This is a genomic window from Streptomyces sp. cg35 (assembly GCF_050410835.1).
Lineage (GTDB): Bacteria > Actinomycetota > Actinomycetes > Streptomycetales > Streptomycetaceae > Streptomyces.
The window spans coordinates 1,771,640-1,789,935 of record NZ_CP191268.1; the positions used below are offsets into that span (position 1 = coordinate 1,771,640).

Below are 18,296 nucleotides of genomic sequence, written 5' to 3' on the forward strand. Positions count from 1 at the left end.
CGGCAGCGGCTCGCCGGGCGTCGTCCTCCGCACCCTCCCGCACGAAAGAGCGCATCCATTTGACCGCGTACAGCACCTTCTCCCATGCGGCCGTGCACGTGCCGTCCGGCCGGCAGACCGTCACCGAGGCGGAGGACCGTTTCCGCTCCCACAACCCGGACATCCCGCTGTCGCGCGGTGTCCTGCGGCACATGTACGGGCTGCTCGAAAGGACCGTCGCGGACGCCGACGAGCAGCCCTCCGACCTGGCGGCGCACGCCGCGCGCACGCTGTTCGCGGCGCCGGGCGTCGCCGCACCCGACGACGTCGACCTGCTGATCTTCACCGGCATCCTCGCCGACCTGGAGGAGCCCGCCACCGCTCATGTCGTCGCCGACAAACTCGGCCTGAGCTGCCCGGTGTTCGACCTCAAGAACGCCTGCAACGGGGTGCTCAACGCCATCGAGGTCGCCGACGCGTTCATCAGGGCGGGCCAGTACCGGCGCGTACTGATCACCACCGCTGAGGTCTCCACCCGGGAGAGCCGGTGGACGGTCGGCGGCCGGGACGACGTGCTGACGGCGCTGCCCAGTCTGAGCACGGGCGACATGGGGTCGGCCCTGCTCATGGAGGCATCCGGGCGGCCCGGCGTGCTCGGCTCGCGGTTCTTCGCGAACTCGTGGGGCTGGCCCGCCGCCACGCTCCCGAACCCGTACGCCCGCGATCGCGCCCTGGGCCATCTGCACATCGACTCGGCCGAGCTCGTCGCGTCCTTCGAGGGGTTGCCGCAGCGCGTCCGGGCCGCCGTGCGCGACATCGGGGTGGCCGTGGACGACCTGGACCTGGTCTGCATCCATCAGCCGTCCGTCGCCTTCACGAAGGTCGCCTGCGACTGGGTCGGCGTCGACGTGGACCGGGTGCGGTCGACGTTCCCCACGCACGGGAACGTCGCCACGAACTCCATCCCGCTCCAGCTGGCCACCGCGCTGGAGGCGGGGCGGCTGCGACGGGGCGACCTGGTGGGCCTGTTCGGGTTCGCGAGCGGGGCGAGCGCCGGGGTGGTGGTGGGCACGTGGTGACGCCGCGGATCGCCCCGCTGCCCCCGGACACGTGGCCGCCCGCGCTGCGCGAGCTGCTGGACTCCTCGCGCCGGGACGGGCCGGGCCGCGAGAACCTCTTCGGCACGCTCGCCCACCATCCGCCGCTCGCCGAGGCCTGGCTGCACCTGGCCCACGTGCTCACGCATCAGGGCCTGTTGGAGCCGCATCTGCGCGAGCTGGCGATGCTGCGCACCGCGCGTCGACTGGGCTCCCCGTACGTGCGCGCCCGCCACGAGGGGCATGCGCGGGACATCGGAGTCGCCCAGGCGGCCATCGCCGCGACGGCTGCCGCGGACCTGGACGCGTACGACTGGAGCGCACGCGAGAGCGCGACGCTGCGCGCGGTGGATCTGCTCGCGGTGGGCACCGCGCTTCCCGCGCCGCTGTGGCACGAGCTGTCGGGGGTGTTCAGCACGCCCCAACTCCTGGAACTCCTCGTCCTCGTGGGCCAGTGCGCCATGGTCTGTACGACGCTGAACACCCTGCACACGCCCAGTGGCGGCCCCACCGTGCGCGTCGATCCGGCGCGCTGTTGCAGCGCCGGACAGTGCGTGTCCACGGCCCCCGAGGTGTTCGCCCACGACGAGGACGGTCTGGTCACGCTCGTCGCGGAGCGGCCCGCCGCGACGGACCGGCTGCGGCTCGCCGCCGCGCTGTGCCCGAGCGGCGCGATCCAGCTCACCGCACCGGCCACGACCACGGAAGGCGCCCCCCTGTCATGACCTCCGCCCCACCCGCCCCGCTGACCCTGCCCGCCCCGTACGGGGCCTGCCCGTTCACGCCGCCCCCGGCCTGCACCGAGGCGGCCGGGCGGGCGCCGGTCACCCGCTGGAGGCTGCCCGACGGTGCGCCCTGCTGGCTGGTGACGGGGTACCACGAAGTGCGGTCGGTGCTGTCCGACGCCCGGTTCAGCGCGGACGCGCGCACCCCCGGTTTCCCGTTCCTCTCACCGGGCCAGCGCGAACTGGCCACCGCCAGGCCCAGCTTCATCCGCATGGACGACCCGGAGCACGCCCGGCTGCGCCGCATGGTCACCAAGGACTTCCTGGTGCGCCGGGTGGAGGAGCTGCGGCCCGGGATCCAGCGGATCGTCGACGAGCGGCTCGACGCGATGCTGGCCGCGGGACGACCCGCCGACCTGGTGCGGGACTTCGCGCTGCCCATCCCCTCACTGGTCATCTGTCTGATGCTGGGCGTGCCCTACGCGGACCACGACCGCTTCCAGTCGCTCAGCCGGACCCTGCTCGACAACACCGCCTCGCAGGAGGACGTGACGTCGGCCCACGGCGAGTTGACGTCGTTCCTGGAGCGGCTCGCCGAGCTCAAGGCCCGCGACCCGGGCGACGACATCCTCAGCCGGCTCGCGGCCCGCCCCGACCTCACCCCGCGGCAGGTCGCCTCCCTGGGCTTCCTGCTCCTGGTCACGGGGCACGAGTCGACGGCGAACATGACCTCGATCTCCGTGTGCGCGCTGCTGCGGGATCCCGCGCAGACGGCCCGGCTGCGCGCGGACCCGGCGCTCGTGCCGGCGGCGGTGGAGGAGTTGCTGCGGTATCTGACGATCATCCATCTGGGACTCGCCCGCGCCGCCAAGGAGGACGTCGAAGTGGGCGGGGTGACCATCGAGGCGGGTGAGGGTGTCATCTGCATGCTGTCCACGGCGAACCGGGACCCCGGCCTGTTCGGTGCGGACGCCGACACCCTCGACCTCGGGCGGGACGCCCGCCGCCACCTGGCTTTCGGGTTCGGCGTGCACCAGTGCCTCGGGCAGACGCTGGCGCGTGTGGAGTTGCAGCTGATCCTCGCCACGCTGCTGCGCCGGGTGCCTTCGCTGCGCCTTGCGGTCCCGGATTCCGAGCTCGCCTTCACGACGCAGAACATCGTCTACGGCCTGCGGGAGCTGCCCGTGACCTGGTGAATCCGGGCGGCCGGTCAGGGAATGTGCCGGGCGAACGCCTCGCGGGCCCGGTCGTCGAAGACGACGAACCGCACCTCCTCGACGCCCGGCGCGGCGCTCGCGCGGACCGTCTCGACGGCGATCCGCGCGCCGTCGTCCAGCGGCCAGCCGTAGATGCCGGTGGAGACGGCGGGGAACGCCACCGTGCGGGCTCCCCGTTCGGCGGCGATCTTCAGGGACTCCCGGTAGCACGAGGCGAGCAGGTCGGAGCGGTCCTCGGTCGCCGACCAGCGGGGTCCCACGGTGTGGATGACGTGCCGGGCCGGGAGCCGCCCCGCGGTCGTCGCCACGGCATGCCCCGTCCGCAGCCCCTTCCCGTAGTGGGAGGCGCGCAGCTTGCGGCACTCGGCGAGGATCTCGGGACCGCCGCGGCGGTGGATGGCGCCGTCGACCCCGCCGCCGCCGAGCAGCGAGGAGTTGGCCGCGTTCACCACGGCGTCCACCTCCTGCTCGGTGATGTCGCCCTGGACCAGGACCAGTCGGGGGCTCATGAGGCCCGCAGCCGCTTCCACACGGCCTTCGCCGCGTTGTGCCCGGACATGCCGTGCACCCCGGGGCCCGGCGGTGTCGCCGACGAACAGATGAAAACGGCCGGGTGCGGGGTCGTGTACGGGGACAGCGACAGCTTGGGGCGCAGCATGAGCTGGAGGCCGCCGACCGAGCCGCAGGCGATGTCGCCGCCCACGTAGTTGGCGTTGTGCACGGCCAGTTGGGGCGGGCCCGCGGTGGCACGGGCGAGGATCCGGTCCCTGAACCCCGGTGCGAAGCGCTCCAGTTGACGCTCGATGGCGTCGGTCAGGTCGCCGTCCCAGCCGTTCGGCACGTGTCCGTACGCCCAGAACGTGTGCTTGCCGGCGGGCGCGCGCGTCGGGTCGACGACGCTCGGCTGCACGGTGATGAGGAACGGAACCTCGGGCGCCCGGTCCTCGACGGAGGCGGCGCGCAGGGCCTTGCCGATGTCGGAGCGGTACGGGCCGACCTGCACGGTGCCGGCCGCCCTGGCCTCCTTCGCGGTCCACGGCACCGGCCCGTCCAGCGCGTAGTCGACCTTGAAGACGCTTGCCCCGTACCGGAACCGGTCGTAGTAGTGACCGAGACCCGCGATCCGGGCGAGGGCGGTGGGCGAGGTGTCGAAGACGTAGGCGCGGGCGGGCGGCAGGTCGTCGAGCCGCTTCACCTCGTAGTCCGTGTGGATCGCGCCGCCGAGGTCCTTCAGGTACGCGGCGAGCGCGTCGGAGATCGACTGGGAGCCGCCCCGGGCGAGCGGCCAGCCGCGCGCGTGGGCGGCGAGGGCGAAGACGAGGCCGATCGCGGTCGTCGCGAACCCGCCGAGCGGGGCGATGGTGTGCGCGACGAGACCGGAGAACAGGGCGGGGGCCCGCTCGTCGCGGAAGCGGCGCATCTGCCACGTCGCGGGCGGCAGTCCGAGGAGTCCGAACCGGGCGAGGGTGACGGGGTCACGGGGCAGCGCGCTGAGCGGCAGGGTCATGAAGTCCCGGACGAGGGCGTCCCAGCGCGGCAGGAGCGGCTCGACCAGGCGCCGGTACGCGCCCGCGTCCCGTGGGCCGAAGGACGCGGCGGTCTCGGCGACGGACCGGGACAGGACCGCGGCCGTGCCGTCGGGGAAGGGGTGGGCCATGGGCAGCTCGGGCTGGACCCAGTCCAGTCCGTACCGCTCCAGCGGCATCGCCCTGAACGCCGGGGAGTTGATGCCCAGCGGGTGCGCCGCCGAGCAGGGGTCGTGGCGGAAGCCGGGCAGCGTCAGCTCCTCGGTGCGCGCACCGCCGCCGACGGTGCCCTTGGCCTCGAAGAGGGCCACGGAGTGACCGCGCCTGGCCAGTTCGACGGCAGCGGTCAGCCCATTCGGCCCCGCACCCACCACGACGGCATCGAGCATCGACGGCACCTTCGGACTCCTTCGTCAGCCGATGGCCACTGCCCGCACAGGATATGCCGGAGCACCGACAACGCCGGGCGCGGGTGCCGCCCGTCGGCCGACGCGTCCGGTCAGGCGCCGCCCGACAGCAGCGCGGCCACCCGGCGCGCCGTCGCCGCGTCGCGCGCCGCGGTGAACGGCAGCGCGTTGCCCCCGGTGATCGCGAAGGGGACGCCGTCCCGCGTGAGGTGCGCGCCGCCGGTCTCCTCGACCAGGAGCAGTCCGGCCGCGTGGTCCCAGGCCAGCTCCCAGCTGAAGGCGACCGCGTCCAGGTCACCGCGGGCGATGGCCAGGTACTCCAGGCCCGCCGAGCCGCACGGCCGCGGGGCGACCCCGTCCGTGCGCAGTCCCAGCAGGGCGTGCTTCTGGGCGTCGGTCGTGAAGTCGGGGTGCGAGGTGGCGATGCGCAGGTCGCGGCCCGGCTCGGGTGCCCCGGCGGGCAGGACCCGGCCGTTGAGCCTCGCGCCCCGGCCGCGTACGGCCACGGCGAACTCGTCGAGCGCGGGCGCGTACGTCCAGGAGGCGAGGACGACTCCGTCGAGTGCGAGGGCGACGAGGGTGCAGAAGCCGGGGTCGCCGTGCACGAACTGACGGGTGCCGTCGACCGGGTCGACGATCCAGACCGGGGCCGCGCCACGGATGGCCTCGTACGTCGTCGGGTCCGCGGCGACCGCTTCTTCGCCGACCACGACGGAGCCGGGCAGCAGTGCGGTCAGCTCGCGGGTGAGGTGTTCCTCGGCGCGCTTGTCGGCGACGGTCACGAGGTCGTGCGGGGCGCTCTTCTGCTCGATCTCGTGGGCGGCGAGCTGCCGGAAGCGGGGCGATATCTCGGCGGCGGCCGCGGCGCGGACGATCCGCTCGACGTCGGTCAGGAGCTGGTCGGTGACCTTGCGGGTCAGAAAGTCGTCGATGCTTTCCGTGATGGTTTCGATCATGGCTCCATGAGAACACGCCCCACTGACAACGCGTACCCGCAGGGTGAACGGCAGGTGGAATCGCCATGAAATCGGCGATTCCACCTGCCGGGGGCCGACAGTCCCTAGCGGCCGACCGCGTACCCCTGCATGCCGCGCGGGTTCGCCGCCGCCGACAGGACGCCGGTGCGCGGGTCGCGGGCGACGGCGCACAGCCGGCCCTCGGACCAGGCGTCGCCGACGGTCACGTCGTGGCCGCGGCGGCGCAGCTCGGCGACGACCTCCTCGTCCATCCGGGACTCGACGGTCACGGACCCGGGCCGCATGCCGCGCGGGAAGAAGGAGCCGGGGAAGGAGTCGTTGTGCCAGTTCGGGGCGTCGATGGCGCCCTGCAGGTCGAGCCCGCCGCGGACCGTCGGGCGCAGCGCCACCGCGAGGAAGAAGTGCACCTGCCACTGGTCCTGCTGGTCGCCGCCGGGGGTGCCGAAGGCCATGACCGGGACGCCGTCCTTCAGGGCGAGCGACGGGGTGAGCGTGGTGCGCGGGCGGCGGCCGGGGACGAGCGAGTTCGGCAGGTCCTCGTCGAGCCAGGACATCTGCAGCCGCGTGCCGAGCGGGAAGCCGAGCTCGGGCACGACCGGATTGGACTGGAGCCAGCCGCCGGACGGGGTCGCGGCGACCATGTTGCCCCAGCGGTCGACGATGTCGAGGTGGCAGGTGTCGCCGCGGGTTCCGCCGTTCTTCTGGACGGTCGGCTCACCGGCGCCGGCGACTCCCATGGCGTCGAAGCCGGGCTCACCGGCGGCGACCGCGTGGGCGTGCGTGCTCAGCCGGGGTTCGGCGCCGCGCGGGCTGCCGGGGCGCAGCTCGTGCGAGGCCTTGCCGGGGTCGACGAGGGCGCGGCGCGCGGCGTTGTAGTCGTCGCAGAGCAGCTCGGCGACCGGGACCCCTGCCGGGTCGGCGTCCCCGTACCAGGCCTCGCGGTCGGCCATGGCGAGCTTGCAGCCCTCGACGAGCAGGTGGACGTAGTCGGCGGACCCGTAGGCGGGCAGCTCGGGCGGGAGCAGGGCGAGCTGCTGGAGGAAGACGGGGCCCTGGCTCCAGCCGCCGGCCTTGCACAGCGTCCAGCCGTTCCAGTCGTACGTCGCCGGGGCCTCGTAGGTGGCCTCCCAGGAGGCGAGGTCTTCGAGGGTGAGGGTGCCGGTGTGCCGCTCGCCGCTGGTGTCCATGGTGGGCTGCTGGGCCTGGCGCACGAGCGCCTCGGCGATGAAGCCCTCGCGCCAGATGCGCCGGGCCGCCTCGATCTGGGCGACGCGGTCGGTGCCGGCCTCCTCGGCCTCCGCGACGAGGCGCTTCCAGGTGGCGGCGAGCCGCGTGTTGCGCAGCAGTTCGCCGGGGGCCGGGGCCTTGCCGTCGACCAGGTAGACCTCGGCGGACGAGGGCCACTCGGTCTCGAAGAGCTCGCGCACGGTCTCGACGGTCTCGCCGACGCGCTCGACGGGCGCGTGCCCGTCCTCCGCGTAGCCGACGGCGTACTTGAGGACGTCGGCGAGGGACTTCGTGCCGTGGTCCTTCAGGAGGAGCATCCAGGCGTCGAAGGCGCCGGGCACGGCGGCCGCGAGCGGGCCGGTGCCGGGCACCAGGTCGAGGCCGAGCGACTTGTAGTGGGCGACGCTCGCCCCGGCGGGCGCGACGCCCTGGCCGCACAGCACCCGCACCTCGCCGCCGGCCGGGGCGAGGATCATCGGCACCTCGCCCGCGGGCCCGTTCAGGTGCGGTTCGACGACGTGGAGCACGAAGCCCGCGGCGACGGCGGCGTCGTAGGCGTTGCCGCCGTCCTCCAGGACCGCCATCGCGGACTGGGAGGCGAGGTAGTGCGTGGAGGACACCATGCCGAAGGTGCCCTGGAGGGTCGGCCGGGTGGTGAACAAGTGAGCTCCTAGCGGGTGGTGGCAGTTCGAGGGTGCGGCATCGTACGAGGCCGGGTCGCGGCGGCGTCCGGCGCGGTGCCGTCGTCGGCGACGAGGTGGCAGGAGACCTCGCGGCCGCCGGCCGCGCTGTCAAGGGTGCGCAGGACCGGCACCTCGGTGCGGCAGCGGTCCACGGCGAGCGGGCAGCGCGTGTGGAAGCGGCAGCCGGGCGGCGGGGCGAGCGGGCTGGGCAGTTCGCCGCTGAGGACGATGCGTTCGCGGGTGCGCTGCGTGACCGGGTCGGGGACGGGGGCGGCCGACAGCAGGGCCTGGGTGTAGGGATGCTTGGGGTCGTCGAACAGCTCCCGGGTGGGGGCCTGTTCGACGATCTGGCCGAGGTACATGACCGCGATCCGGTCCGCCAGGTACTCGACGGCCGCGAGGTCGTGCGTGATAAACAGGCAGCCGAAGCCGCGGTCGCGCTGGAGGTCGGCGAGCAGATTGAGGACGGAGGCCTGCACGGAGACGTCGAGGGCGGAGGTCGGCTCGTCGGCGACCAGGAGGTCGGGGTCGACGGAGAGCGCGCGGGCGATGGAGATGCGCTGGCGCTGGCCGCCGGAGAGTTCGTGCGGATGCCGGTCGGCGTGTTCGGGACGCAGGCCCACCTGGGCGAGGAGTTCGGCCACGCGCGCGTGGGCGGCGTCCTTCTTCGCGATGCCGTGCAGCTTCAGCGGCTCGGCGATGATCCGGCCGACCGTCATGCGCGGGTCGAGCGAGGACGACGGGTCCTGGAAGACCAGGTGGAAGTCCTTGCGCAGCGGGCGCAGGGCGCGCCGGGACAGGGTCGTCACGTCGGTGCCGTTGATGCGGACGGTGCCGCCGGTGGGTTCGTCGAGGCGAACGGCGCAGCGGCCGACGGTCGACTTGCCGCTGCCGGACTCGCCGACGAGGCCCACGACCTCGCCGCGGCCGACGGTGAGGGTGACGCCGTCGGCGGCGCGCACGGTGCCGCCGGAGCCCACGAAGTGCCGCTCCAGGTCGGTGAGTTCGAGAACCGGGGTGCTCTTCTCAGGGCTCATGAGGCGCTCTCCTGAAGGGTGTGCGGGTGCCAGCAGGCGACGCGGTGCGTGGCACCCGTGGCTGCCTCTTCGGTGGCCGCGGTGATGGCCGTGAAACCGGGACGGCCGGTCGTACAGGTGTCGTCGGCGCGGGCGCAGCGCGGCGCGAAGGTGCAGGCGTCGGGCTGTTCGTCGAGGATCGGCACGAGTCCGGGGATCTCGGGGAGCCGCTCCTTGGCGGCACCGGGGCGCAGCACCGCCGAGAGCAGGCCGCGCGTGTACGGGTGCCTGGGTGCCGCGAACAGCTCGTCCACCGGCGCCTGTTCGACCGGGCGGCCCGCGTACATGACGAGGACCCGGTCGGCGATGTCGGCGACGACGCCGAGGTCGTGGGTGATGAGCACGATGGCGGTGCCGAGTCGCTCGCGCAGCGACTGGAGGACTTCGAGGATGCCTGCCTGGACGGTCACGTCGAGGGCGGTGGTGGGCTCGTCGGCGATGAGGACGGCCGGGTCGCAGGCCACGGCGATGGCGATCATGACGCGCTGGCGCATGCCGCCGGAGAGCTGGTGCGGGTACTCGTCGACGCGCTGGGCGGGGGCGGGGATGCCCACGAGGTCGAGCAGTTCGACGGCACGTGCGCGCGCCTCCTTCTTGCTCAGCCCCTGGTGGCGGCGGAGCACTTCACCGATCTGTCGCCCGATGGTCAGCACCGGGTTCAGAGACGTCATCGGCTCCTGGAAGATCATCGCGATGTCCTTGCCGCGGATCTTTCCGTACGCCTTGTCGTCGGCGCCACGCATTTCCCGTTCGCCGATCCGGATCGACCCGGTGAGGTGCGCGGTGGGCGGCAGCAGGCCCATGACGGCCATGGACGTGACGGACTTGCCGCAGCCCGACTCGCCCACCACGGCGAGGACCTCACCGGCGTGCAGGTCGTACGAGACGTGGTCGACGGCGTGGACCGTGCGGGTGTCGGAGCGGAAGGAGACCGACAGGTCGCGCACGCTCAGGACGGGCTCGGGAGTCTCGAGGTCGCTCATCGGGTCGCTCCACGGGGGTCGAGGACGTCGCGCAGGCCGTCGCCGAGCAGGTTGAACGCCAGGGTCGCGGCGACCACGGCGAGGCCGGGGAACACCGCCATCCAGGGCGCGGGCGCGAGGAAGGACTGGGCGGAGGAGAGCATCACGCCGAGCGACGGCTCGGGCGGCTGTACGCCGAGGCCCAGGAAGCTGAGCAGGGCCTCGCCGAGGATGGCGGCGGGGATGCCGACGGTGGCCTGCACGGTGAGCGCGGAGGTCGCGTTGGGCAGGATGTGCCGGAACAGGACGGTGCCGTCGCCGCCTCCGTTGGCGACGGCCGCGGCCACGTAGTCGACGTGCTTGAGGCGGAGCGTCTCGGCGCGGGTGATCCGGATGACGGCCGGGATCTGCGAGATGCCGATGGCGATGGTCGCGTTGGTCAGCGACGGGCCGAGGACGGCGGCGAGGCCGACGGCCAGGACCAGGAAGGGGAACGCGAGCATCGTGTCGGTGATCCGGGAGACGACGCTGTCGGTGACCTTCCCGTAGTAGCCGGCGAGCAGGCCGAGCGGAACGCCGATGACGAAGGCGAACACGACGGCGAGCACGCCGACCTGCATGGACGCCCGCGCCCCGTGGACGACGCGGGACAGCTGGTCGCGGCCGAGGTCGTCGGTGCCGAGCCAGTGGCTCCAGCCCGGCGCCGCCAGCACGTGGTCGAAGTCCGGCTGTGCCGGGTCGTACGGCGCGATCAGCGGCGCGAACAGCGCGGCGAGCACGAAGACCGCGGCGATGACGGCGCCGGTCATGGCCAGCTTGTTCCTGCGCAGGGCGCGCAGCTTGCCGCTCCGGGCGGCGCGGGCCCGTATTCCTGTGAGGGCGAGCGTGGTCACCGGGCACCTCCGAGCCGGATGCGCGGGTCGATGACCGAGTACGCCACGTCGACCAGCAGGTTGATGAAGATGTACGCGGCGGAGGTGCACAGCACCACGCCTTGCAGCGTCGCGTAGTCACGCGTGAAGACGGCGTCGATGGTCAGCTTGCCGAAGCCGGGGAGCACGAAGATCTGCTCGGTGACGACCGCCCCGGAGATCAGGTGGCCGAGCTGCAGACCGAGCACGGTGACGACCGTGACGAGGGAGTTGCGGAGCGCGTGGCCGCCGATGACCGCCCGGCGCGAGAGGCCCTTGGCGCGGGCCGTGCGGACGTAGTCGGCCGACAGGGAGTCGAGCATCGCGGCCCGTGTCTGGCGCATGACGACGGCGGCGAGCCCGGAGCCGAGGACGATCGCGGGCAGCACCATGCGGCGCAGGTTGTCGATCGGGTCGGTGCCGAAGGGGACGAAGCCGGAGGCCGCGAAGACGGGCAGGGCGATCGCGAAGGCGAGGACGAGGACGATGCCGAGCCAGAAGGTGGGGACGGAGAGGCCGAGCAGGGCGATCCCGTTGGCGATCCACTCCGCGGGCCTGCCGCGCCGGACGGCGGCGACGATGCCGGCGCCGATACCGAGGACGATGGCCAACAGCAGCGAGAGCGCGGCGAGTTCGAGGGTGACGGGCAGGGCCTGCCCGATGGCGTCGGCGACCGGGAGGCCGGTGCGCGAGGAGGTGCCGAGGTCGCCCTGGAGGGCGTGGCCGATGAACCTCGCGTACTGGATCACGATGTTGTCGTCGAGCCCGTACTCGGCGCGGATGGCGGCGAGCGCCTTCGGGCTGCGCTCCTCGCCCGCGAGGGCGAGCGCCGGGTCACCAGGCAGGGCGCGGATGCCCGCGAAGACGACGACGGAGACGAGGAAGAGCGTGATGACGGACTGCCGCAGCCTGGTCAGGACGTACGTGGCCATGGGGTGTCCGGCGAGCAACCCGCGCTTTTTCACGGCAGGTTGAGGGGCGGAAGCGGTCCGGTCGGTCGGGGTTTCCGAGGTTTTCTGGGTTGTCCGGGCGGTCGTCACTTGGCGTACCCCGCGTTCTTCACGCGCACGAGGCCGTCGCCGTAGACGTGCACGCCCGCGATGTCCTTCCCCGTGACGACGTAGTTCTTCTGGCGGTAGAGGTAGATGAGCGCGTGCGCATCGTTGACGCGGCGGGTCAACTCGCCGTAGATCCTGGCCCGTTCGGCGGGGTCGGCCTCGGTGCGGCCGCGCTCGATGAGGGCGTCGACCTTCTTGTCCGAGAGGCCGTAGGCGTTCATCGCGCCGCGCGTCTGCAGGAAGCTGGCGATGTTGCCGTCCGGGTCGAGGCGCCCGGACCAGCCGCTGTTGAAGGCCTCGTAGTGCCCGTCGTCGGTCTCTTCGAGCATGGTGGCGTACTCGGTGGGGCGCAGCGTGACCGCGAATCCCGCGTCCTTGGCCATGGCCTGGATGACCTGGCCGATGCGGCTCCACTCAGGGGTGGTGGAGATCTTCAGCTCGACGTGCACCGGGGTCTGCGCCCCCGCCCGCTTCAACAGCTTCTTGGCGGCGGCGACATCGCGCTTCGGGCACGCGGACGCCTTGACGCCGGGGGCGAGGGCGGACTCCGGGGAGACGGGTCCGCACGCGGGCTCGTACATGCCCTGGAAGACGACCTTGTTGATGAGGTCGCGGTCGATGGCGAGCTCGAAGGCCTCGCGGACCCGGACGTCGCGCCCCATCGGGGTGTCGATCCGGCCGGGCTTCTCGCCGAGGCCCTTGACGTTGCCGACGTTGACACCGATGCCCTGGTAGCCGAGCGAGGGCGAGTTGAACAGCTGGAGCTTGGCGTCGGTGAGGGCGCTCTTCACGTCGACGGGGGCCATCTGGTCGCCGATCTGGAGGTCGCCGGAGCGCAGGTTGGCGAGCCGGACGCTGCCGTCGGGGATCGGCTTGTAGATCACCTTGTCGAGGTGGACGGAGTCCGCGTCGTAGTAGTGGGTGTCCTTGGCAAGGACGATGCGGTCGCCGCCGACGCGCTCGACGAACCTGAACGGGCCGACGCAGGACGGGTGGTTGGTGAAGTTCTTGCCGTACTTCTTGAGCGCGGCCGGCGACATCACCATGCCGGCGCGGTCGGCGAGCACCGCGGTCAGCGGGACGTACGCCTGCTTGAGGGTGAGCCTCACGCGGTACGGGCCGGTGGTCTCGGCCCGCTTCAGCGGGGCGAGTTCGGTGGCGCGGGCCGAGCCCGCCAGGTCGCGGTGGCGCAGCAGGGACGTGACGACGGCGGCCGCGTCGAGCCGGGTGCCGTCGCTGAACCGGGCGTCCTTGCGGACGTCGAAGGAGACGGTGCGGCCGTCGGCGGACACCTTCGGCAGGGCCGTCGCGAGCTGCGGCACGACCTTGCCCTTGGCGTCGACGTCGTAGAGCTTCTCGCACATGCCGGCGAAGACGGTGCGGCCGACGAGGGTCTGGGCCAAGGTCGGGTCGAGCTTGTCGGGGTCCGCGTTGAGGGCGACCGTGAGGGTGCCGCCGTCGCGTACGGGACGGTCGTCGGTCATCCGCTCCCCGCCGACCTCGGTGGCCGAGGACTGCAGGGAGCCGCAGCCCGCCGTTGTGGACATCACCAGGGCAACTGCCGTGAAGGCAACCGCTGTTCGGCGCACGAGGGCATACCTCCGCCAAGGAGTGGTTCCGCAGGCGCCTGTGCGTGTCGACAGAAAACCTGTGGGCGATCAAGGAATACCGCAGAACGTATTTCGCATACAGTCCGCAGGACAAGGGGGTTGTCCGGATGCCGGACCGGATTCGATGAAGATTGAATAACCAGGCCGGACATAGAGGGGTGTTCGCGGCGTATCAATGCGGTGTCCGTCCGGGGAACGCCGCGGGGCCCGGGCCGAGTGCGTCCACTCGGCCCGGGCCCCGGGGCGGTTCAGCTGCTGGTCAGCCGGTCAGCTGTCCACCCAGCCGTGCTTGCGCCCGCTCTGCACCAACTCGCGGCGGATCGCCAGGATCTGGTCGCCGGTCAGCGACGGGGCGGCGCGCAGCAGCAGTTCGGTGACCTCGTTCGTGAACTCGTCGACGCGCAGGACGTCGCAGAGCACGTCGTCGCCGTCGGCCGCGCCCCGGCCGGGCGCCGGCGCGGAGGCGCCCTCGGCGAGCTGGACGGACGACGCCTTGGGGCCCCGGTCGCCCTCCTCGATGTCGAACTCGACCTTCAGCCCCGTGCGCAGATACGACTCGGGGATGAGGAGGTCGTTCACATGCAGGAAGACGTCCTCACCGCCGTCGTCCGGCGCGATGAACCCATACCCGCGCGCTCCGTCGAAGCGCACCACACGACCAGCGACCACGCCGACCCCCCAACCACCACGGCGGACCCAGTGTCCGCGTCCTCAGCAACTTGTGCGGATCCTAGCGGCCGGGCCTCGGCTCCCGCGTCAGGCCGTGGCGCCGGTGTCCCGGCGATCGGCGCCCGGTGTGCGGGCGGCGACGAGTCCCGACTCGTAGGCGAACACGACGAGCTGGGCCCGGTCGCGGGCGCCCAGTTTGGTCATGGCGCGGCTGATGTGGGTCTTGGCGGTGAAGGGGCTGATCACCATGTGCGCGGCGATCTCCTCGTTGGTCAGGCCGCGGGCGGCGAGCGCGGTGACCTCGCGCTCGCGCGGGGTGAGGCACTCCAGGCCCGGCGCCGTCGCCCGGTCCGGGGGCCGGGACACGAACGCGCCGATGAGACGGCGTGTGACGGACGGCGACAGCAGGGCGTCTCCGCGCGCGACGACCGCGATCCCGGTGAGCAGGTCCTCCGGCTCGCTGTCCTTGAGCAGGAATCCGGACGCCCCGGCGCGCAGCGCCTCGAAGACGTACTCGTCCAGGCCGTAGTTGGTGAGCATGACGACGCGGACGCCGGCCAGCGCCGGTTCGGCGGCGATGCGCCGCGTGGCCTCGATGCCGCCGGTGCCCGGCATCTGTACGTCCATGAGCACCACGTCCGGCACCCGTTCCCGGACGAGGACGACCCCCTCGGCTCCGTCGGCGGCCTCCCCCACGACCTCGATCCCGTCCTCGGCGTCGAGGAGCGCGCGGAACCCGGCGCGCATCAGCGCCTGGTCGTCGACGAGCACGACGCGGATCATGAGGCGGTCCCGGGGACGGCTCGGGCCGTCCGCCCGGGGCGGGCGTTCCTCGCGGTCGCGGCCGGGTCCGCGCTCCGGCCGGCGGCGGGTGGCGGCGTCCCGTCCGGCGCCCCGCCGAGCGGCAGCCGCGCCCGCACCTCGAAGCCGCCGCCCTCGCGCGGGCCGGCCGACAGCGTGCCGCCGAGGGCGGCGGTCCGCTCCCGCATCCCGGTCAGCCCCGTGCCCTCGGCGACCGGCCGGTCCGGGGTCGCGGCGCCGGTGTCGGTGACCAGAACCGTCACCTCGGCCTCTCCGTGGTCGAGAATCACGTGGGCCTGCGCCTCGCGGCCCGCGTGGCGGGCCACGTTCGTCAGCGCCTCCTGCACGATCCGGTACGCCGCCCGGTCCTGCGGGGCCGGCAGGGGCCGCTCGGCTCCGGTGACGGTGAGGTCGACGGATATCCCGGCCGCGCGGGCGCGCTCGACGAGCAGGGCGGGGCTGCCCGTGGGCTCGTCGGTGCGCAGCACGTCCAGCGTCGCCCGCAGTTCGCGCATCGCCTCCCCGCTCGCCTCCTGGATGGCGAGCAGCGCGGGCGGCACCTCCTCGCCGCGCTTGCGGGCCAGGTGGACGGCGACTCCCGCCTGCAGCTTGACGATCGAGATGCTGTGGGTGAGCGAGTCGTGCAACTCCCGCGCGATGCGCAGCCGTTCCTCGCCCGCGCGGCGCAGCGCGGCCTCCTCACGGGTCCGCTCGGCCTCCAGGGCGCGCTGCTCGGTCTGGTGCAGATACGCCTGCCAGTTCTTGTCGGCGAGCCCGGTCACGACCGCGCACAGGAACCAGCCCACGAGCAGCAGGCCGCGCGTGGTGGCGCCGTCCGTCGCGAGGGCGTCCCGCGTGATGTAGACGGCGAGGAAGGCACCGGCCGTGGCCGCGGCCAGGCCCCGGTAGCCCGCCCGGGCCGCCGTGTGCACCGAGGCGAGCACCGGCAGCGCCGCCAGCGGCGCGGGGTGCGCATGGACAACGTAGGCCGTGGTCAGGGCAGTTGACGCGAGCAGCACCGCGCGGGGTGCCCGGCGGTAGCCCGCCAGGCACGCCGCCGACGCCGTCATGAGCGCATAGTCCAGCGGCGTCGCCCCGTCGTCGCCGAGCGCGGCCGCGAGGACCACGACCGTGCCGGCCACGACGGCGAGCGCCGCGTCGGCGAGCCGCGCGCGCCAGGAGGGCGGCGCGGCCCTCCCGGCCACCGCTCCGCCGCCCGCGTCCCCGTCCCGTACGTCCAAGTCCCCCTGCATGTCCGGCAGATTAGACGGCGCCGCCGGCATCGGGCGTCCGCCGTGAGGACGGCGCGGGCCCGGCGCCTACTCCCCGGGGAGTAGGCCGAGGTGGGCTCCGCCGTACGACGCCCGGGGCCGGGGCGCCGGGCGAGCCTGAACGGGTCCGCAGCACCGCCCGAGACCGGCCCGAGGAGCCCGCATGCCCGGCCCGTACCGCTACACGCAGCCGCCGTCGCCCCAGTCCGCCACCGGCACCGCCGCCGCCGTCTGGGAGCAGACGGCGACCGACTTCGGCATCACGCACCCGCCGACCCTCGTCGTCCTCTCCTCGGCACCCGAACTCCTCGCACCCGCCTGGGCGTTGCTGCGCGAGGCGCTGATCGCGGGCAGCGGCTCGCGCACCGACCGCGAGCTGGTCGCGGCCGGGACCTCCCTCGCGAACCGCTGCCCGTTCTGCGTCGACGCGCATGCCGTGCTGCTGCACGCGAACGGCGACCACGCGCTCGGCGAGGCCGTGGCCCGGGCCGCGGCCCCGGGCGACGAGCGGGCGTCCCGGCTGCTGGAGTGGGGCCGGGCCACCCGGGTGCCCGGCTCCCCGGACCTGGCGCCGCCGCCGTTCGCCCGCGCCGATCTCGCCTCGCACGTCGGCACCGCGCTGACCTTCCACTTCATCAACCGGATCGTGTCCGCGCTGTGCACCGAGAACCTGCTGCCCGCGGGCGCCCAGCGCCTCCAGGCGGTCCGCTCGCTGGCCGGCCGCAGCCTCTCCCGCGTGGTCCGCGCCCCGCACCGGCCCGGCGCCTCGCTCGACCTGCTCGACTCCCCGGGCCCCGGCCCGGCCTGGGCGGCGGGCAGCTCCGTCGGCCCGGCCTACGACGCCCTGCGCACGGCGGCCACGAAAGGCGCGGGCCTCCTCGGCGACGACGACCTCGCCCTCGTCCAGGAGACCGTCGCGAAGTGGGACGGCTCGCACCCGGCGCCCGGCGGGCCGGAGCTGCCCGGCCGCGCCGAGCGGCCCGGGGCACGGCTGGCGCTGCTCGCCGCGCTCGCGCCGTACCGGATCACCGGCGAGGACGTCGCGGCGTGGCGCGTGGCCCCGTACACCGATCACTGCCTCGTGCATCTGATCGCGTACGGAGCCTTCGCCGCCGTCGACCGGATCGAGTCCGCGCTGCCCGTACCGGAACTCCTGGAGACACCGTGACCATCGCCAACCTCCGTCAGGAACAGGCCTGGAACGGCCCGCTGGGCCGGCACTGGGCGACCCATCACCGGCGCTTCGACGCGCTGCTCGGCGAGGCCGACGAGGCGCTGTTCGCGGCCGCCGCCATCGCGCCGGGCGACCGGGTCCTCGACATCGGCTGTGGCGCCGGCGCCACGACGCGGACGGCGGCCCGGCTCGCGGCGCCCGGGCACGCCGTCGGCGTCGACATCTCGGCGCCGCTGATCGCGCGGGCCCGCGCCCGCACGGCCGAGGAGGGGGTGCGGGGCGCGTCGTTCGAACGCGGCGACGCGCAGACGCACCCGTTCCCGCCGGGCGGCTACGACGTCGCGCTCAGCCGCGGCGGCGTGATGTTCTTCGAGGACCACGTGGCGGCGTTCGCGAACGTGGCCCGGGCGCTGCGCAGGGGCGGGCGGCTCGCCTTCGTCTGCCCGCGCCGTCCGGGTCCGCAGACCGAGGAGAGCACGGCGCTGGCGGAGTTCGCCCGGCACCTGGCGGCGGGCACCCGGGACGCGGCCCCCGCCGCGCCGGACCCCGCCGCCCGCGCCGCGGGCACCGCCATGACGTCCCTGTCCGAGCCGTACCGGATCCACGCCGTGCTGCACCGCACGTTCGCCCGGATCGCCGTCAACCCGGTGGATGTCCACACCCGCTGGGGCGATTCGCCGGCCGACGCCGTCGACTTCCTCCTCTCCCGCGCCCCGGACCGGCCGGTGCCCGCCGCGACGCGCGCCGTGCTGGAGGACACGCTCCGGCCGTACGCGTCGGAGCGGGGCGTGCGGACGCGCGCCGGGGTGTGGCTGGTGACGGCCGTACGCCGGGACGATGCCGGTGTGTGATGCCGAGGTGACAGAAGTGGCGGTATCGCCGCACAGCAACTCATGTGACACTGGCGTCCCCCACCCCACTGACGT

General features: G+C 73.6%; 17 protein-coding genes. 5 read left to right on the top strand and 12 right to left on the bottom strand.

Annotated features, from left to right (window positions below):
• Window positions 1-59 precede the first annotated feature (59 nt).
• The 3 genes from ACQUQD_RS08340 to ACQUQD_RS08350 are packed head-to-tail and all read left to right on the top strand — an operon-like array spanning window position 60 to window position 2,997.
• The gene (locus tag ACQUQD_RS08340) at window positions 60-1,058 is read left to right on the top strand and encodes a 3-oxoacyl-ACP synthase III family protein (RefSeq protein WP_428951384.1); all 999 of its coding nucleotides are present in this window, start codon (window positions 60-62) and stop codon (window positions 1,056-1,058) included.
• The gene (locus ACQUQD_RS08345) at window positions 1,052-1,801 is read left to right on the top strand and encodes a 4Fe-4S domain-containing protein (RefSeq protein ID WP_428951385.1); all 750 of its coding nucleotides are present in this window, start codon (window positions 1,052-1,054) and stop codon (window positions 1,799-1,801) included. The genes ACQUQD_RS08340 and ACQUQD_RS08345 overlap by 7 nt, the downstream gene beginning before the upstream one ends.
• Entirely contained in the window at window positions 1,798-2,997 is a 1,200-nt protein-coding gene (locus tag ACQUQD_RS08350; protein ID WP_428951386.1) for a cytochrome P450, read from the top strand. The genes ACQUQD_RS08345 and ACQUQD_RS08350 overlap by 4 nt, the downstream gene beginning before the upstream one ends.
• Window positions 2,998-3,011: 14 nt before the next feature.
• On the opposite strand, the gene ACQUQD_RS08355 is transcribed toward ACQUQD_RS08350, so the two are convergent.
• From ACQUQD_RS08355 to ACQUQD_RS08410, 12 genes are all read right to left on the bottom strand, one after another.
• On the bottom strand, window positions 3,012-3,527 hold the full coding sequence (locus ACQUQD_RS08355; protein ID WP_428951387.1) for an O-acetyl-ADP-ribose deacetylase: 516 nt from the start codon (window positions 3,525-3,527) through the stop codon (window positions 3,012-3,014).
• Window positions 3,524-4,933, bottom strand: coding sequence for a phytoene desaturase family protein (locus ACQUQD_RS08360; RefSeq protein ID WP_428957488.1), 1,410 nt, complete (start codon window positions 4,931-4,933; stop codon window positions 3,524-3,526). Before ACQUQD_RS08360 ends, ACQUQD_RS08355 begins: the two co-directional genes overlap by 4 nt.
• Window positions 4,934-5,043: 110 nt before the next feature.
• Window positions 5,044-5,907 carry an inositol monophosphatase family protein gene (locus ACQUQD_RS08365; RefSeq protein ID WP_428951388.1) on the bottom strand — a complete coding sequence of 288 codons (864 nt, stop codon included), beginning with the start codon at window positions 5,905-5,907 and terminating at the stop codon, window positions 5,044-5,046.
• A 104-nt stretch (window positions 5,908-6,011) separates the two neighbouring features.
• Entirely contained in the window at window positions 6,012-7,817 is a 1,806-nt protein-coding gene (locus tag ACQUQD_RS08370) for a gamma-glutamyltransferase family protein (RefSeq protein ID WP_428951389.1), read from the bottom strand.
• 8 nt (window positions 7,818-7,825) lie between these two features.
• Window positions 7,826-8,875 carry an ABC transporter ATP-binding protein gene (locus ACQUQD_RS08375; protein ID WP_428951390.1) on the bottom strand — a complete coding sequence of 350 codons (1,050 nt, stop codon included), beginning with the start codon at window positions 8,873-8,875 and terminating at the stop codon, window positions 7,826-7,828.
• Window positions 8,872-9,897, bottom strand: coding sequence for an ABC transporter ATP-binding protein (locus ACQUQD_RS08380; protein ID WP_428951391.1), 1,026 nt, complete (start codon window positions 9,895-9,897; stop codon window positions 8,872-8,874). The genes ACQUQD_RS08375 and ACQUQD_RS08380 overlap by 4 nt, the downstream gene beginning before the upstream one ends.
• A complete protein-coding gene (locus ACQUQD_RS08385; RefSeq protein WP_428957489.1) occupies window positions 9,894-10,715 on the bottom strand; it encodes an ABC transporter permease in 822 nt (273 codons plus the stop codon). The genes ACQUQD_RS08380 and ACQUQD_RS08385 overlap by 4 nt, the downstream gene beginning before the upstream one ends.
• A gap of 50 nt (window positions 10,716-10,765) precedes the next feature.
• A complete protein-coding gene (locus ACQUQD_RS08390) occupies window positions 10,766-11,719 on the bottom strand; it encodes an ABC transporter permease (protein WP_428951392.1) in 954 nt (317 codons plus the stop codon).
• Window positions 11,720-11,823: 104 nt separating this feature from the next.
• Window positions 11,824-13,392, bottom strand: a complete 1,569-nt coding sequence (locus ACQUQD_RS08395; protein WP_428957490.1) for an ABC transporter substrate-binding protein — start codon at window positions 13,390-13,392, stop codon at window positions 11,824-11,826.
• Window positions 13,393-13,722: 330 nt separating this feature from the next.
• The gene (locus ACQUQD_RS08400; RefSeq protein WP_428951393.1) at window positions 13,723-14,124 is read right to left on the bottom strand and encodes a cold-shock protein; all 402 of its coding nucleotides are present in this window, start codon (window positions 14,122-14,124) and stop codon (window positions 13,723-13,725) included.
• Window positions 14,125-14,211: 87 nt separating this feature from the next.
• Window positions 14,212-14,907, bottom strand: coding sequence for a response regulator (locus tag ACQUQD_RS08405; RefSeq protein WP_428951394.1), 696 nt, complete (start codon window positions 14,905-14,907; stop codon window positions 14,212-14,214).
• Complete coding sequence (locus ACQUQD_RS08410; RefSeq protein WP_428957491.1) at window positions 14,904-16,130, bottom strand: sensor histidine kinase; 1,227 nt, start codon at window positions 16,128-16,130, stop codon at window positions 14,904-14,906. Before ACQUQD_RS08410 ends, ACQUQD_RS08405 begins: the two co-directional genes overlap by 4 nt.
• Before the next feature lie 229 nt (window positions 16,131-16,359).
• On the opposite strand from ACQUQD_RS08410, the gene ACQUQD_RS08415 reads away from it, so the two are divergent.
• Window positions 16,360-17,364, top strand: a complete 1,005-nt coding sequence (locus tag ACQUQD_RS08415; protein WP_428951395.1) for a carboxymuconolactone decarboxylase family protein — start codon at window positions 16,360-16,362, stop codon at window positions 17,362-17,364.
• On the top strand, window positions 17,361-18,221 hold the full coding sequence (locus ACQUQD_RS08420) for a class I SAM-dependent methyltransferase (protein WP_428951396.1): 861 nt from the start codon (window positions 17,361-17,363) through the stop codon (window positions 18,219-18,221). The genes ACQUQD_RS08415 and ACQUQD_RS08420 overlap by 4 nt, the downstream gene beginning before the upstream one ends.
• Window positions 18,222-18,296: the final 75 nt, after the last annotated feature.

Bases quoted from the DNA above. Each gene is read 5' to 3' on its own strand.
- ACQUQD_RS08350 (WP_428951386.1), top strand. From the start codon at position 1,798: ATGACCTCCGCCCCACCCGCCCCGCTGACCCTGCCCGCCCCGTACGGG.
- ACQUQD_RS08355 (WP_428951387.1), bottom strand. From the start codon at position 3,527: ATGAGCCCCCGACTGGTCCTGGTCCAGGGCGACATCACCGAGCAGGAG.
- ACQUQD_RS08360 (WP_428957488.1), bottom strand. From the start codon at position 4,933: ATGCTCGATGCCGTCGTGGTGGGTGCGGGGCCGAATGGGCTGACCGCT.
- ACQUQD_RS08365 (WP_428951388.1), bottom strand. From the start codon at position 5,907: ATGATCGAAACCATCACGGAAAGCATCGACGACTTTCTGACCCGCAAG.
- ACQUQD_RS08375 (WP_428951390.1), bottom strand. From the start codon at position 8,875: ATGAGCCCTGAGAAGAGCACCCCGGTTCTCGAACTCACCGACCTGGAG.
- ACQUQD_RS08380 (WP_428951391.1), bottom strand. From the start codon at position 9,897: ATGAGCGACCTCGAGACTCCCGAGCCCGTCCTGAGCGTGCGCGACCTG.
- ACQUQD_RS08390 (WP_428951392.1), bottom strand. From the start codon at position 11,719: ATGGCCACGTACGTCCTGACCAGGCTGCGGCAGTCCGTCATCACGCTC.
- ACQUQD_RS08395 (WP_428957490.1), bottom strand. From the start codon at position 13,392: ATGTCCACAACGGCGGGCTGCGGCTCCCTGCAGTCCTCGGCCACCGAG.
- ACQUQD_RS08405 (WP_428951394.1), bottom strand. From the start codon at position 14,907: ATGATCCGCGTCGTGCTCGTCGACGACCAGGCGCTGATGCGCGCCGGG.
- ACQUQD_RS08415 (WP_428951395.1), top strand. From the start codon at position 16,360: ATGCCCGGCCCGTACCGCTACACGCAGCCGCCGTCGCCCCAGTCCGCC.